The organism is Xylanibacter ruminicola, from assembly GCF_900107775.1.
In the GTDB taxonomy this organism is placed as follows: domain Bacteria; phylum Bacteroidota; class Bacteroidia; order Bacteroidales; family Bacteroidaceae; genus Prevotella; species Prevotella ruminicola_C.
Genome location: NZ_FNRF01000001.1, coordinates 872,910 through 888,376, shown reverse-complemented (window position 1 = coordinate 888,376; position 15,467 = coordinate 872,910). Strand labels below are relative to the sequence as shown.

The window sequence follows — 15,467 nt, the reverse complement described above, 5'->3', positions numbered from 1 at the left end:
TATCAATTTTATCGGTTTAATGGCGCAAATATACAAATATTTTTGTATCTTTGCAAGCAGAAACCGATAAAAACAAAAAAAAATGAAGAATTACCTGCTTTTACTAACTATGACGTGCCTAACTGCTACGGCACAGCAGCAGGCTCCAATGGTATTGGAGTACAACAAACCAGCTACATTTTTCGAAGAATCGCTACCTATTGGTAACGGTAGGATGGGTGCCCTGATTTATGGCGGCACCGACGACAACGTGATTTATCTGAACGACATTACGCTGTGGACAGGTAAACCCGTGGATCGCAACCTGGATGCCGATGCCCACAAGTGGATACCTGAGATTCGCAAGGCGCTGTTTAACGAGAACTATGCGCTGGCCGACTCGCTACAGCTGCACGTGCAGGGTCCTAACTCGCAGCACTACCAGCCCCTGGGCACACTGCATATCAAGGACTTAGGTCTGGGCGAGATTAAGCACTACCGCCGCACGCTGAATATCGACTCGGCGATTGTTCGTGACAGTTACGAACGCGACGGCCGCAGCATCACCCGCGAGTACTTTGCCTCAAATCCTGATAAGCTGATAGCTATCCGATTGCGTGGCGACATCAACTGCCAGATAGCCCTTACAGCCCAAGTGCCCCACCAGGTAAAGAGCGGCTTAGGTCAGCTTACCATGACGGGCCATGCCACTGGCGACCCTCAGGAGAGCACACATTTCTGTACCATCCTGAGCGTAAAGACCGATGGCGAGATGGCTGCCAGCGACTCATCGCTCACCATCACCAAAGCCAAAGAGGCTATCATCTATATTGTAAACGAAACCAGCTTTAACGGGTTCGACAAGCACCCTGTACGCGAGGGTGCCAACTACCTGGAGGCTGTAACCAACGACCTGTGGCACACACAGAACATGACGTTCGACGAGTTCTATGCCCGCCACCTGGCCGACTATAAGACTATCTACAACCGCGTAAAAATATGTCTGAACAAGGGCGGACGTAATCCTAAGGACCTGCCAGGTGCCAAGGATCGCCGTATGACCGACGAGATGCTGCTGGACTATACAAACGGCAACGACCAGACACCTTATCTGGAGGAGCTTTACTTCCAGTTCGGCCGCTATCTGCTTATCTCAGCCTCGCGCACCAAGAACGTGCCTGCCAACCTGCAGGGCTTGTGGGCACCCCAGCTGTGGTCGCCCTGGCGTGGCAACTATACGGTAAACATCAACTTGGAGGAGAACTACTGGCCTGCCTTTGTGGCTAACATGGCCGAGATGGCCGAGCCACTTGACGGTTTTATTGCCGGACTGGCTGCCAACGGTAAGTTCACCGCCAAGAACTACTATAACATTCACGAGGGCTGGTGCTCGAGTCATAACAGCGACATCTGGGCGATGACCAACCCTGTGGGCGAGAAGAACGAGAGTCCGGAGTGGAGTAACTGGAACCTGGGTGGTGCCTGGTTGGTAAACACCCTGTGGGAGCACTACCAGTTTACACAGGATAAGGCTTACCTGAAGAATGTGGCCTATCCGCTGATGAAGGGTGCTGCCCAGTTCTGCTTGCGTTGGCTCATCGACAACCCCAAGCAGCCAGGCGAGCTGATTACTGCCCCCAGCACATCGCCCGAAAACGAGTATAAGACCGACAAGGGCTATCACGGCACTACCTGCTACGGCGGTACAGCCGATCTGGCCATTATCCGCGAGCTGTTCATCAACACCATTGCTGCAGGCAAGGTGCTCGGACTGAAAAACAAAGAGATGGAGCAGGCCTTGGCTAAGCTGCACCCCTACACTATCGGCCACATGGGCGACCTGAACGAGTGGTACTACGACTGGGACGACTGGGATTTCCAGCATCGCCATCAGAGCCACCTCATCGGTCTCTACCCAGGCAATCATCTTACTGATGCTACTCTGCAGAAGGCTGCCGAGCGCTCGCTGGAGATTAAGGGCGACAAGACCACCGGCTGGAGCACAGGCTGGCGTATTAACCTGTGGGCCCGATTGCACAACGCCAAGCAGGCTTATCACATCTACCAGAAGCTGCTTACACCTATTGCCCCACGCGGTGTGCGTAAGGAGGATTGGAAGGCCTGGCACAAGGGCGGCGGTACCTACCCCAACCTGTTTGATGCGCACCCACCCTTCCAGATTGACGGTAATTTTGGCGGAACAGCCGGTGTGTGCGAGATGCTGATGCAATCTACTCTGACTAATGGTCAGGCCACCATCGAGTTACTGCCTGCATGCCCTGAGCAGTGGCAGGATGGCGCCATCAGCGGCCTGTGCGCTCGTGGTGGCTACGAGGTAAGCTTCGAGTGGAAAAATGGCAAGGTGCGCGGTTGCAGCATCAAGGCCAAGAAAGCAGGTACACTTACGCTTAAATATAACGGTCAGCAGAAGAAGGTAAAACTGAAGGCTGGCGAGACACAAAACATTAAAACATGGTAAAAGCTAAAAAGCAAATACTGATACAGGACACTGAGTTTAAAAAGGCAAAAAACTGGGAAGGATCGGTTTGTCTCGACGACGACCTGCTGTTGTCCGACCAGATTAACAAGGCCCCTATGCCCAGCGAGCCCAGAAAGATGAACTTCATTCTGATTGGCCTTTGCACCAAAGGTCAGATCAGCTATCGCATGGATACCGAAGAACTGGTGGTACATGCCGGTGAGATGCTTGTGGCTAGCGAACGCCACGTGATTGATGGCTATCAGCCCTCAGCGGATATGGAGGGACTTTGCATCATGATGAGTGTGGATTTCTTCCACGAGATCATCAAGAGCGTACACGATGTAAGCTCGCTGTTTGTGTTTGCCCGCATGCAGCCTGTGATGAAACTCGAGGCCGATGAGATCGCTACGTTCACAGAATACTTCCAGTTTATCAAACAGAAAATCAGCGACAACCACAACCACTTCCGTAAGGACCTGATTCGCACGCTCATGCTGGCCATGTTCTACGATGTGGGTAATGTGATTTACAGAGTGAAGAATTTCGACGAGTCGCTGCTGCGTTCTGAGAAGGTGTTTACACGATTCCTGAAGATGGTTGAGGAAAACTGCAAACGCGAACGCCGCGTCAGCTGGTATGCCCAGCAGCTCAACATCACCCCCAAATATCTTTCTACAGCCGTTAAGCGCATCAGCGGTCGCACAGCCGTAGAATGGATCGAGAGTTATGTAACCATGGAGTTACGCGTGCTGCTAAAGAACAGCACCAAATCCATCAAGGAGATAACCGAAGAGTTGAACTTCCCCAATCAGAGTTTTCTGGGCAAGTACTTTAAGGAACACGTGGGCATGACGCCCTCGGCCTATCGCAAATCATAGGTAGCCCTGCTCCTTCAGTTCGCTCACGGTATCAAGCAACTCCTGATACCAAGCCTCGCCGAAGCGTCGGATCAGCGGATCGCGCAGGAACTGATACAGATACAGATTCTCCTGAATACCCTTGGCGATGGCCATCTTACAAACGCTCCAGCGGTTGTAGTTCAGGCCCGTCAAACCGCCGCCAAGCTGCTTTTCGCGGATAGGATACAAAGCACAGCTAATAGGCTTGCAGAAGTGGGTACGCCCTGCTCTGTAAGCCTTTTCTAATGCACATAGGCAACAGTTCTTAATGGGCAAGTGGGTGTTCCAGTCCTCAATGTCGCCGTAATAGGTAAACACACAATCTTTTCCACCAACAATACTGGTTACCAGGTCGCCCTCCTGATCGGTGTAGGCCACGCCCTGCTTGTCGATAACAGCCTGGGCCGATGCCGAGAGGTCGTCCCACACGTCATCCACGCATTCTTCGATGGCAGCTATCTCGTCCATCGTTACAGGGGCGCCTGCATCGCCTTCAACACAGCACTCGCCCTTGCAAACGCTCAGGTCGCAACAAAACTTCTCCGTCAGTATCTCCGACGAGAGCAACACATCACCTACTTGTATAATTGGGGGAATTGTATTCAATTTAGAATTGATATTTTAGAATTAAGAGATATTTACCACTGGATGGGAGCCTGGCCGTTCTGCTCTAAGTAAGCATTACAGCGCGAGAATTGGTGCTGACCGAACCAGCCGCCACGATTAGCACTCAGTGGCGATGGGTGTACGCTCTCAAGCACCAGGTTGTTCTGCTTGTCAATCATATACGCCTTCGAGCGGGCATAGCCGCCCCACAGCATATACACCAGGTGCTGGCGGTTCTTGGCCAACGCCAGTATAGCGGCATCGGTAAACTTCTGCCATCCCAGCGACGAGTGACTGTTGGCCTGATGGGCACGAACGGTAAGCGAAGCATTCAGCAGCAGCACGCCCTGCTCGGCCCAACGGGTAAGATTGCCCGATGTGGGGATTGGCGTACCAAGGTCGGTCTGAATCTCCTTGAAGATATTCTGCAGCGAGGGCGGAAACTGGATACCGTCCTGAACCGAGAAACTCAGTCCGTGTGCCTGTCCTGGCTCGTGATAGGGGTCCTGACCGATAATCACCACTTTCACCTTGTCGAACGGACACAGGTTAAAGGCATTGAATATCAGTTTGCCTGGGGGATAGCACGTGTATTGCTGATACTCTGCACGAACAGAATTGGTGAGCCCAACAAAGTAGTCTTTGTCGAACTCACCAAGTAAATGCTGTTTCCAGCTTTGTTCTATCTGAACATCCATTATTTATTAATCGCAAATAAGGTTCTCACCAGTCATGTCGGCAGGCTGCTCCAGACCCATGATGTGCAGGATTGAAGGAGCCACGTCGGCCAGACGTCCGTCCTTAACTGTAGCCGAGTTGTTGTTGGTTACATAGATGAAAGGAACGGGGTTCAGTGAGTGAGCGGTATTTGGAGTACCATCGGCGTTGATAGCGTTATCGGCATTACCGTGGTCGGCAATGATGATAGCCTCGTAATCGTTAGCCTTAGCTGCCTCGATTACATCCTTCACGCAGTTGTCAACAGCCCAAACAGCCTTGGCAATAGCGTTGTAGATACCAGTGTGACCTACCATGTCGCCGTTAGCGAAGTTAACTACGATAAAGTCGTACTTAGCCTCGTTGATAGCAGCCACCAGCTTATCCTTTACCTCGAAGGCGCTCATCTCAGGCTTCAGGTCGTAGGTAGCAACCTTTGGACTTGGAACCAGGATACGATCCTCGCCCTCGTATGGCTGCTCGCGACCACCGTTGAAGAAGAATGTTACGTGAGCATACTTCTCGGTCTCGGCAGTGTGCAGCTGCTTCTTGCCCTGCTTGCTCAGGTACTCGCCCAGTGTGTTCTCAACGTTCTCCTTGGGGAACAGGATGTTCACACCCTTGAAGTTAGCGTCGTATGGAGTCATGCAGTAGTACTGCAGGCCAGGGATAGTCTTCATGCCCTGCTCTGGCATATCCTCCTGAGTCAGTGCGATAGTCATCTCCTTAGCACGGTCGTTACGGAAGTTGATGAAGATTACTACATCCCCCTCTTCGATGCAACCGTTAACAGCAGCATTGTGAATAGGCTTTACGAACTCGTCGGTAACGCCCTCGTCGTAGCTCTCCTGCATAGCAGCAACCATATCGGTGCTCTGCTTACCAGTACCCTTCACAATCAGGTCGTAACCCTCTTTTACACGCTCCCAGCGCTTATCGCGGTCCATAGCGTAGAAACGACCTACGATTGATGCGATGGCAGCATCGTTATCGGCACATACCTTGCTAATCTGCTCGATAAAGCCCTTACCGCTCTTGGGGTCGGTATCACGACCATCCATGAAGCAGTGTACGAAAGTCTGGTTCTTCAGACCGTAAGCCTTACCAATCTCGATGAGCTTGAACAGGTGGTCGAGTGAAGAGTGTACACCACCGTCAGAGGTCAGTCCCATCAGGTGCAGCTTCTTGTTGTTCTCCTTGGCGTAGGTGTAAGCAGCCTTAACCTGTGGATTCTCCATGATAGAACCGTCCTTGCAGGCGCGGTTAATCTTTACCAGGTCCTGATATACGATGCGTCCGGCACCGATGTTCAGGTGACCCACCTCTGAGTTACCCATCTGTCCGTCGGGCAAACCTACATCTTCACCAGATGCCTGGAGCTGAGAGTGAGCCGAAGTAGCTGTTAACAGATCGAGGTAAGGAGTTGGAGTGTTGAAAATCACATCACCCTTACCATGCTTACCGATTCCCCATCCATCGAGAATCATCAATAATGCTTTCTTTGCCATAATCTTATACCTATTTTTAAACGTACGTTCTTAAAATCGCGTGCAAAGTTACGAAAAAAAACTATCATAGCCGCATTACGCATCCATGTTTATTGATAAAAAAACAAAAAACTCTGTATATCAATACGTTCGGTTCGCCAAAAACAATTATCTTTGCAACATCAAGTTAACAATTTTTCTTTTTGTATATATGAGAACAAAAGTTTTGCTAGTCGCCCTGTTTGCGGCCGTTTGCTGCACCCAGATGGCAGCACAACCATTTGCCAGAGAGAAATCTGGATAAAAAGTTGAAGAAATAGCGTTTTTGTTTTGCTGATTCGAAATATTGTTATATCTTTGCAGCCAATTGAATTACTTGAATTAAAGAGATTAACAAAAACAATGAATTTTGCAACAAAAACTATTTCAGTTCTGATGAGTCGTGTTTGGCTTATCGCAGTGTTGATGTATGGATTTACGGCTGTATCATGCTCGGGCGATGACAATGGCCCGAAGCATGATGGCAAGTATATCGTTACCAACCCGGTTGAAATCATCGGTATGACCTATGCCACGCTTTCGGGCGAGTATTATCCCGACAACCTGCCCCAGGCGTATGCCAACGGCATGCCCATGCAGTTTGGTGTTGAGCTTTCAACATCACCACGCTTCGAGGCCAACAACAGCCTGTCGGGCTATGTCGACGATTTGCAGGGTAGTCACTTTGCAGCCACTGCCTTTGGACTTATTCCTGGCACCCAGTATTACGCACGTACATTTTTAGAGTTTGGCGCCGAACGCCTTTATGGTGAAACACAGCCTTTCGTTACACTGCCCATGGAGTTGATATTAAGTGCCGAAGAGGTTAGTGGTGTAAGCTACGACAAGGCAAACGTTGACGTTAAATTCAGCAACACATCAGCCTTACCATCACAATACGACAATGTCATGTACGGCGTGCTGTATTCTACTGAAAAAGACCTGCTCGACAACAAACAAACCATGCTGAACAACGATGATTTTGAGAATGGTTTATTGCTGTTTGCACAAGCTTCTGCAGGCGTTTCCAGCCAGAAACTTGTTCTCGACAAGCTGAAATCCAACACCACGTATTATTATTGCGCTAGCGTGCTTTGCGGCGATCAGCTTGCTTGTAAGCTGGGTCCCGTAAAGAGTTTCACCACAGGCAATCGCGACGGGCTGATGACCATCGACAACATCGATGCCAAGTTTATTTACGCCGAGTTGACGGGCACCACGCATCTTATAGAGACAGGACTGGAGTACAAGCTGTTTTACCAAGGGGTTGGCGACAGCTGGGTACTGAATGAAGAAATGAAGAAGGACGGCAATAAGCTGTCGGTAGTGCTCGATGCCATCACCTATGGTCGCAGCTACGAGTGCTGGATTGGGGCCGTCAAGAATGGTTATACGGTAGCCGAGAGCGAGAAACATGTATTTAAAACCGATGATCCCGCCAATCATATCCTGCCAGGCGAGCCCACCGATATCACCTCTACTTCGGCCACCATCACCTGCGTCATGGATGCCGAGGGTTTTGACAGCGAGCAGTGGGCATCAGTGTACTACGGTAAGGATAAAAACAACCTGATAAACCTGACTACGGCCCCCAGAGTAGGCAACCAGTTTGTGCTTACGCTTAAAAATCTGCAGCCCAACACCACCTACTATTACAGCTTCTCGGGCCTCTGCACCCTGCGATTCGGTTACGCCGATTGGTTTAAATCGCCAGTTAAGAGTTTTACCACATTACCAGAATAAAAAAGCCGCCGACGCATCTTTTTCGAGATACATCGGCGGTTACTATTTTACGCCTGTATAAGCCTTACTTTTCGTCGATTCCCCTTTGATTTTACGGCAAAGTGGAGCCAATAGCCGCCCCTGGGCGAATACTCTAACAGCAGCTCGTCAAAGTCTTCTCTCGACTGATCGCTGACATCGAGCAGGATACAAGAGGACCGACATTCACAACGAATGCCGGTCCTCTCGCTTCTAATTCATAATAACATATTTGATAAACACCAGTAGCAGCATCATGAAGGAAAAAGCGAAAGCCCAATATTTACTGGCGCACTTTAGCAATGCGGTCGAAAAATGCATCTGCTCGTTGGATGTGGCATACTTAATTAAGACAACTGCCATAGTGAACAACAATGCTACATAGAATGCGCTGCCTACCATATAGCCCCACCCCATAAACTGGAGGTTATTAAGCATATTGAGGAATGGCACACTAAGGAATACGCATGCAATAATAATCGATTGTTTATCCGTTGCTTTCATCATTTTATATCTCTTATTTATTGATTGACGGTGCAAAGATAACTACTTTCGATGGCAAAAAGGGTTAACCGAACGTTATTTTTTTGTTAAATCACAAAAAAAAGTCCCAACCTTGCGATTGGGACTTATGCGCTTCAGGATGGGCTTGAACCAACGACCCCCTGATTAACAGTCAGGTGCTCTAACCAACTGAGCTACTGAAGCAGGTATTGCTGTTAAGCGGGTGCAAAAGTACGAGGATTTTTTGAAACTACCAAACTTTTTTGGAAAAAAATGACTATAAACCTTAATTTTTTTCATTTTTCAGACAAAAATGCACGTTTTTCGCCGTAAATCTTGTAATTTTGCAGCCATAAACATTAATTATATAGGATGATGAAGAAACGATTAATGATAGCTCTTTGCGCGATGGCCCTATCCACCACCGCCACAATGGCCCAGAAAACCAGCGACCATAACTTTGAAGTGGCTAAGCAGCTGGATATACTGAACCACGTATATAAGAATCTGGACCTGCTGTATGTGGATACGCTGAACCCCAAGGAAACGGTGGGCACAGCCATTAACGCCATGTTGCGAAGTCTTGACCCCTATACCGAATACTACGCACAGGACGAAACCAAGAACCTGCGACAGATGCTTACGGGTAAGTATGCGGGTATAGGCGCCGTGGTGCGCAAACACCAGAAACTTGACCGCGTGGTGATAGACGAGCCTTACGAAAATATGCCTGCCGCCGAGGCCGGACTGAAGAAGGGCGACATCATACTGAGCATCGACGACTCGACGATGATATCGAAAGAGGTGGGCTACGTGAGCAGTCATCTGCGTGGCGAGCCTGGCACCACCTTTGTGCTGAAGGCCATGCGCCCCTGCACCGGCAAGCTGATGAACTTTAAGATTACACGACGCAACATTAAACTTCCCGAACTACCCTACTACGGCGTGAAGGACGGCGTGGGCTACATTGTGCTGAACCAGTTTACCGAGGGATGCGCCAAGGAGGTGCGTCGCGCATTTGTGGATTTGAAGAAACAGGGAGCCACATCGCTGATATTCGACCTGCGCGGCAATGGTGGCGGATCGGAGCAGGAGGCTGTAGACATTCTGAACATCTGGCTGGCAAAAGGCTTAAAGGTGGTTGAGAACCGAGGCAAACTGCGCCAGGCCAGCAAGGCTTACGAAACCCACGTAGAGCCCGTTGACACCGTAATGCCCATGGTAGTACTAGTGAACGGCGAGACGGCTTCGGCCAGCGAGATTACCAGCGGAGCCCTGCAGGATTTGGATCGCGCCATTATATTAGGTACGCGTACGTATGGTAAGGGATTGGTACAGATACCTATCGACCTGCCTTACAATACCAACATGAAGGTAACCACCTCGAAATACTACATTCCCAGCGGACGCTGCATCCAGGCTTACAACTACAAGCGCGGCATGGGCTATCAGGAGCATATACCCGACTCGCTCACCAAGGTGTTCTACACCCGCAACGGTCGCGAGGTGCGCGATGGCGGTGGTATTATGCCCGATGTAGAGCTGAAGGGCGACACCATACCTAACATAGCCTTCTACCTGAGCGCCAGCGGACAGGACTCAACCGAGGTGATGTTCGACTACGTGGTGGATTACATTGCCAAGCACCCACAGATAGCACCTGCTACCGAGTTCCACATCAGCGATGCCGACTGGCAGGAGTTTAAGGCCCGCGTAATAAAGAGTGGTTTTACGTATGACCCCGTGAGCAAGAAGCAGCTATCCGAACTGGTGAAGACAGCCAAGTTTGAGGGCTACTACGATGATGCCAAGCAAACTTTCGACGAGCTGGAGAAGCAGCTGAACCACAACGTGGCTACCGACCTGGATAAGCACGAGAAGGTGCTGCGACAGGTGCTGGAGACTGATATCATTGCCGCCTACTACTACCAGCGCGGCACCATCGAGGCTGCCCTGGCCTACGACAAGCAGGTGAAAGAGGCCATACGCCTGCTGAAGAACCAGGAGGAGTACAAGAAAATACTGCAGCCCAAGAAGCCTAAGCAGACAGCCCAGCTGATACAGTTGCAGAAGAAATCGCCCGTAAATATCACCAAAAAGGCCCCTAAACGGATGATTTTTAGTGATTTAGCATAAAAAAGTGAGGAAAAATTTGGAGGATTGCAGAATTATTCGTAATTTTGCACCCGTTCAGCGGAATGAGAGGCTCGAAAGAGTCTCTCATTTCACATTTTAATAACTGATAGATGATAAATAAAGAGATTATTCAGACATTAACGGAAGAGTGGTTGCAAGGCAACGAGTACTTCCTGGTAGACGTGAACTTTGCGGCTGATGACCGCATCGTGATTGAGATTGACCATGCAGATGGTGTATGGATCGAGGATTGTGCAGCATTGAGCCGATTCCTGCAGGAGCGCCTGGGCGAGGAACTCGGAGAATACGAACTGGAAGTGGGCAGCGCCGGCTTAGGTCAGCCTTTCAAGGTAGCCCAGCAATACATGAACCACATTGGCGACACCCTCGAGGTGCTGCAGGCCGATGGTAAGAAAGTGCAGGGCGTGCTGAAAGCAGTAGATGCCCCAAGCTTTACCATTACCGTACAGGAAAAGCAGAAGATTGAAGGCAAGAAGCGCCCCGTGCTGGTAGATGTAGATAAGACCTACCAGATGGACGAGATTAAGTACGCCAAGTACGTGCTGGCCTTTAAGTAAAATGCAGAGAATGCAAAAATGTAATAATGTAAAAATTAAAAAAACAATATAAGAATGGCAGTAAAAAAAGAAGAGAAGGGCCCCTCAATGATTGAGACCTTCCAGGAATTCAAGGAAACCAAGAACATCGATCGTACCACACTGGTGAGCGTACTGGAGGAAAGCTTCCGTAACGTTATCGCTAAGATTTTTGGTTCGGACGAGAATTTTGACGTGATCGTAAACCCCGACAAGGGCGACTTTGAGATTCACCGTAACCGCGTGGTTGTACCCGACGGCGAGGTGATGGATGAGAACAAGGAGATTGAGCTGAGCGAGGCTCAGAAGATTGAGCCCGACTACGAGGTTGGCGAGGAAGTATCAGAGGAGGTACAGTTCGCTAAGTTTGGTCGCCGTGCCATTCTGAACCTGCGTCAGACTCTGGCTTCGAAGATTCTGGAGCTCGAGCACGACTCACTCTACCAGAAGTATAAGGATAAGGTTCACCAGGTAGTTAGCGGTGAGGTTTACCAGATTTGGAAGCGCGAGGTACTGCTGATTGACGACGAGGGTAACGAGCTTCACTTGCCAAAGCAGGAGCAGATTCCTGGCGACAACTACCACAAGGGCGAGACCGTACGTGCCGTTGTAAAGGAGGTACAGAACGAGAACAACAACCCACGTATCATCCTCTCTCGTACAAGCCCTGTATTCCTGGAGCGTTTGCTCGAGGCTGAGGTTCCTGAGATTCAGGACGGACTGATTACCATCAAGCGCGTGGCCCGTATCCCTGGCGACCGTGCCAAGGTGGCTGTTGAGAGCTACGACGACCGTATCGATCCAGTAGGAGCCTGCGTAGGTGTTAAGGGTAGTCGTGTGCACGGTATCGTTCGCGAGCTGTGCAACGAGAATATCGACGTAATCAACTACTCGGCTAACACCCAGCTGTTTATCCAGCGCGCACTTAGCCCAGCTAAGATTTCGAGCATCAACCTGGATCAGGAGAACCACAAAGCCGAGGTTTATCTGCAACCCGAGGAGGTGTCGCTGGCCATCGGTCGTGGCGGTATGAACATCAAGCTGGCCTCTATGCTTACCGAGTACACCATCGACGTATTCCGCGTACTTAACGAGGGCGAGGCCGATGAGGATATCTACCTGGATGAGTTCTCTGACGAGATCGACCAGTGGGTTATCGATGCCATCAAGGCTATCGGACTGGATACTGCTAAGGCTGTGCTCAATGCCCCACGTGAGATGCTGATTGAGAAGGCCGACCTGGAGGAAGAGACCGTCGACCAGCTGCTGGATGTACTCCGCGCGGAGTTTGAATAACAATTTAAAAATGATAAAATGTAAAAATGTAAAAATTGGCAACGCTGATATTGCATTAATTACATTGAGCATTTTAATTGTTACATTTTTAAATTATTAAATTTTATAATTTTCGAATTAGATGGGTGTAAGATTAAATAAAGTATTAACAGAATTGAATATCGGACTTCAGACAGCCGTTGACTATCTGAAGAAGAAGAACCTGGGCGAGATCAACGACGCCACCATGAACACCAAGATTAGCGACGAGCAGTACAACGCGCTGGTTAAGGAGTTTAAGGGCGACAAGGATGTGAAGAACCAGGCCGCTATGATATTCCCCAAGAAGGAGAAGAAAGCTAAACCCGACTTTAAATCTGAAACCGTTGAGGTAAAGGATGAAATCAAGCAGACTTTCACTCCATTAGGAAAGATTGACCTGAGCAGCGTGGGCAAACCCGCCAGGCATCAGGAGGAAAAGCCACAGGCAGCAGCACCCGCTGAGCCTAAGGCCGAGCCCAAACCCGAGCCAAAGCCAGAGCCAAAACCTGAGGTTAAGCCTGAGCCAAAGCCCGAGGTGAAAGCCGAAGTAAAACCCGAGCCAAAGCCCGAAGTGAAGCCAGAGCCAAAACCAGAGCCCAAAGCCGAGGTTAAGCCAGAGCCAAAACCCGAGGTAAAAGCTGAACCCAAGCAGGAGGAGAAGCCTGCCACTAACGAGCAGAAGAGCATCTTTACGCTGAAGAGCGAGAAGAAGATGGCTCCAAACTTTAACGTGGTAGGTAAGATCGACCTCGACTCGCTGAACCAGAGCACTCGTCCCAAGAAGAAGTCGAAGGAGGAGCGCCGCAAGGAGCGCGAGGAGAAGCAGGCCCAGATGCACGGCGAGAAGAAGAAGCGCGAGCGCATTCACGGCGGCAAGGAGCGTGTTGACATCGAGGCTGCAGCCAGTCAGGACAACCGTAATGGCGGCAACCAGAACAACAATAAGAAGAACAAGGGTGGCAACCAGAACTTCCAGGATGGAAACAACGGTGGCGGCAAGAAGAACAAGAAGAACCGCCCCATCCAGAAGCCACTGGAGGTTGACGACGAGGCAGTAGCACGCCAGGTTAAGGAAACACTGGCCCGCCTCACCTCGAAGAACCAGAATAAGAAGGGTGCCAAATACCGTCGTGAGAAGCGTGATGCCGTAGCAGAGCGCATGAACGAGGAGATGGCAGCCGAGGCAGCACAGAGCAAGATTCTGAAGCTTACCGAGTTTGTAACCGTATCAGAGCTGGCCACCATGATGAACGTAGGTGTGAACCAGGTTATCGGTACCTGTATGAGCATCGGTATCATGGTATCTATCAACCAGCGTCTGGATGCTGAGACCATCAACATCGTAGCCGAGGAGTTCGGATTCACCACCGAGTATGTATCAGCCGAAGTACAGAACGCCATTACTGAGGAGGAGGACGATGAGAACGATCTGATCAGCCGCGCTCCAATCGTAACAGTGATGGGACACGTTGACCACGGTAAGACATCGCTGCTCGACCATATCCGCAACACCAACGTGATTGCCGGTGAGGCCGGTGGTATTACCCAGCACATCGGTGCTTACAACGTGAAACTGAAGGATGGCCGACAGATTACTTTCCTGGATACCCCAGGACACGAGGCATTTACCGCCATGCGTGCACGTGGTGCTCAGGTTACCGATATCGCCATCATCATCGTAGCAGCCGACGACTCAGTGATGCCTACCACCAAGGAGGCCATCGCCCACGCACAGGCTGCCAACGTACCAATGGTATTCGCTATCAACAAGATTGATAAACCAGGTGCTAACCCCGATAAGATTCGTGAGGACCTGGCCAACATGAACCTGCTGGTTGAGGAATGGGGCGGTAAGTACCAGTGCCAGGAGATCAGCGCCAAGAAGGGTATCGGCGTCGACGAGCTGCTGGAGAAGGTACTGCTCGAGGCCGAGATGCTCGACCTGAAGGCTAATCCTAACCGTAAGGCCACTGGTAGCATTATCGAGAGTTCGCTCGACAAGGGTCGTGGCTACGTTTCAACCGTACTGGTATCAAACGGTACACTGAAGGTAGGCGATGTAGTGATTGCAGGTACTGCCTGGGGTAAGGTAAAGGCAATGTTCAATGAGCGTAACCAGCGCATTGAAAAGGCCGGTCCTGCCGAGCCAGCTATCATTCTTGGTTTGAACGGTGCGCCTACTGCCGGTGACTCATTCCACGTGATGGAGAGTGAGCAGGAGGCCCGCGAGATTGCCAACAAGCGTATCCAGCTGCAGCGCGAGCAGAGCCTACGTACCACCACCAAGCTTGGATTGGATGAGCTGTCGCACCGTATCGCTCTGGGTGAGTTCCACGAGTTGAACATCATCGTTAAAGGTGATACCGACGGTAGTATCGAGGCCCTCTCTGATTCGTTCATCAAGCTCTCTACCGAGAAGGTTCAGGTAAACGTAATCAACAAGGCTGTGGGTCAGATTTCGGAGAACGATGTCATGCTGGCTTCGGCTTCAGAGGCTATCATCATCGGATTCCAGGTACGTCCTTCGGCCGATGCCCGTAAGGCTGCCGACCGCGAGGGTGTAGAAATCAATACCTACTCTATCATCTACGATGCTATCGACGATGTGAAGCAGACCATGCAGGGAATGCTTGATAAGGTTAAGAAGGAGATTCTGGCCGGTGAGATCGAGGTTAAGCAGGTATTCAAAATCTCGAAGGTTGGTACTGTTGCCGGTGGATTGGTTACCAGCGGTAAGGTACACAACAAGGACAAGGCCCGTGTTATCCGCGATGGTATCGTGATCCACACCGCTCCTATCGACGCCCTGAAGCGTTACAAGGACGATGCCAAGGAGGTGGCAAGCGGACTGGAGTGTGGTATCTCACTGGTTAACTTCAACGATATCCAGGTAGGTGATATCATCGAGACCTTCACAGAGATTGAGGTAGAACAGAAACTGTAA

11 protein-coding genes and 1 tRNA gene are annotated in these 15,467 nt (G+C 50.3%); 7 read left to right on the top strand and 5 right to left on the bottom strand.

The features are described 5' to 3' along the window. The first annotated feature begins 82 nt into the window (after window positions 1-82). Both BLU97_RS03385 and BLU97_RS03380 read left to right on the top strand, forming a co-directional pair. Window positions 83-2,458 (top strand): glycosyl hydrolase family 95 catalytic domain-containing protein, encoded by a 2,376-nt coding sequence (locus BLU97_RS03385; protein ID WP_074760242.1) that lies wholly within the window; start codon window positions 83-85, stop codon window positions 2,456-2,458. Next, window positions 2,452-3,339: an AraC family transcriptional regulator gene (locus BLU97_RS03380; RefSeq protein WP_074760241.1), complete on the top strand. Its 888-nt coding sequence runs from the start codon at window positions 2,452-2,454 to the stop codon at window positions 3,337-3,339. Before BLU97_RS03385 ends, BLU97_RS03380 begins: the two co-directional genes overlap by 7 nt. Here BLU97_RS03380 and BLU97_RS03375 read toward each other — a convergent pair. The 3 genes from BLU97_RS03375 to gpmI are packed head-to-tail and all read right to left on the bottom strand — an operon-like array spanning window position 3,334 to window position 6,191. Beyond that, window positions 3,334-3,966, bottom strand: a complete 633-nt coding sequence (locus BLU97_RS03375) for a DUF3109 family protein (protein ID WP_013065356.1) — start codon at window positions 3,964-3,966, stop codon at window positions 3,334-3,336. The genes BLU97_RS03380 and BLU97_RS03375 overlap by 6 nt on opposite strands. Window positions 3,967-3,998: 32 nt before the next feature. Next, on the bottom strand, window positions 3,999-4,664 hold the full coding sequence (locus BLU97_RS03370) for a uracil-DNA glycosylase (protein ID WP_074760240.1): 666 nt from the start codon (window positions 4,662-4,664) through the stop codon (window positions 3,999-4,001). Window positions 4,665-4,670: 6 nt separating this feature from the next. Next, the gene (gpmI, locus tag BLU97_RS03365; RefSeq protein WP_028906574.1) at window positions 4,671-6,191 is read right to left on the bottom strand and encodes a 2,3-bisphosphoglycerate-independent phosphoglycerate mutase; all 1,521 of its coding nucleotides are present in this window, start codon (window positions 6,189-6,191) and stop codon (window positions 4,671-4,673) included. A 381-nt stretch (window positions 6,192-6,572) separates the two neighbouring features. Here gpmI and BLU97_RS03360 point away from each other — a divergent pair, with 381 nt between their 5' ends. Then, window positions 6,573-7,952 carry a fibronectin type III domain-containing protein gene (locus BLU97_RS03360; RefSeq protein WP_139208732.1) on the top strand — a complete coding sequence of 460 codons (1,380 nt, stop codon included), beginning with the start codon at window positions 6,573-6,575 and terminating at the stop codon, window positions 7,950-7,952. Window positions 7,953-8,183: 231 nt separating this feature from the next. Here BLU97_RS03360 and BLU97_RS03355 read toward each other — a convergent pair whose 3' ends face one another. Together BLU97_RS03355 and BLU97_RS03350 are read right to left on the bottom strand one after the other, a co-directional pair. Then, a complete protein-coding gene (locus BLU97_RS03355) occupies window positions 8,184-8,477 on the bottom strand; it encodes a hypothetical protein (RefSeq protein WP_074760239.1) in 294 nt (97 codons plus the stop codon). 127 nt (window positions 8,478-8,604) lie between these two features. Then, window positions 8,605-8,678 (bottom strand) — tRNA-Asn (locus BLU97_RS03350). 171 nt (window positions 8,679-8,849) lie between these two features. Here BLU97_RS03350 and BLU97_RS03345 point away from each other — a divergent pair. From BLU97_RS03345 to infB, 4 genes are all read left to right on the top strand, one after another. After that, window positions 8,850-10,610, top strand: a complete 1,761-nt coding sequence (locus BLU97_RS03345) for a S41 family peptidase (protein ID WP_081352860.1) — start codon at window positions 8,850-8,852, stop codon at window positions 10,608-10,610. A 110-nt stretch (window positions 10,611-10,720) separates the two neighbouring features. After that, complete coding sequence (rimP, locus tag BLU97_RS03340) at window positions 10,721-11,188, top strand: ribosome assembly cofactor RimP (RefSeq protein WP_074760237.1); 468 nt, start codon at window positions 10,721-10,723, stop codon at window positions 11,186-11,188. A gap of 54 nt (window positions 11,189-11,242) precedes the next feature. Beyond that, window positions 11,243-12,502, top strand: a complete 1,260-nt coding sequence (gene nusA, locus BLU97_RS03335; RefSeq protein ID WP_028906567.1) for a transcription termination factor NusA — start codon at window positions 11,243-11,245, stop codon at window positions 12,500-12,502. 121 nt (window positions 12,503-12,623) lie between these two features. Next, window positions 12,624-15,467 carry a translation initiation factor IF-2 gene (infB, locus tag BLU97_RS03330; protein WP_074760236.1) on the top strand — a complete coding sequence of 948 codons (2,844 nt, stop codon included), beginning with the start codon at window positions 12,624-12,626 and terminating at the stop codon, window positions 15,465-15,467.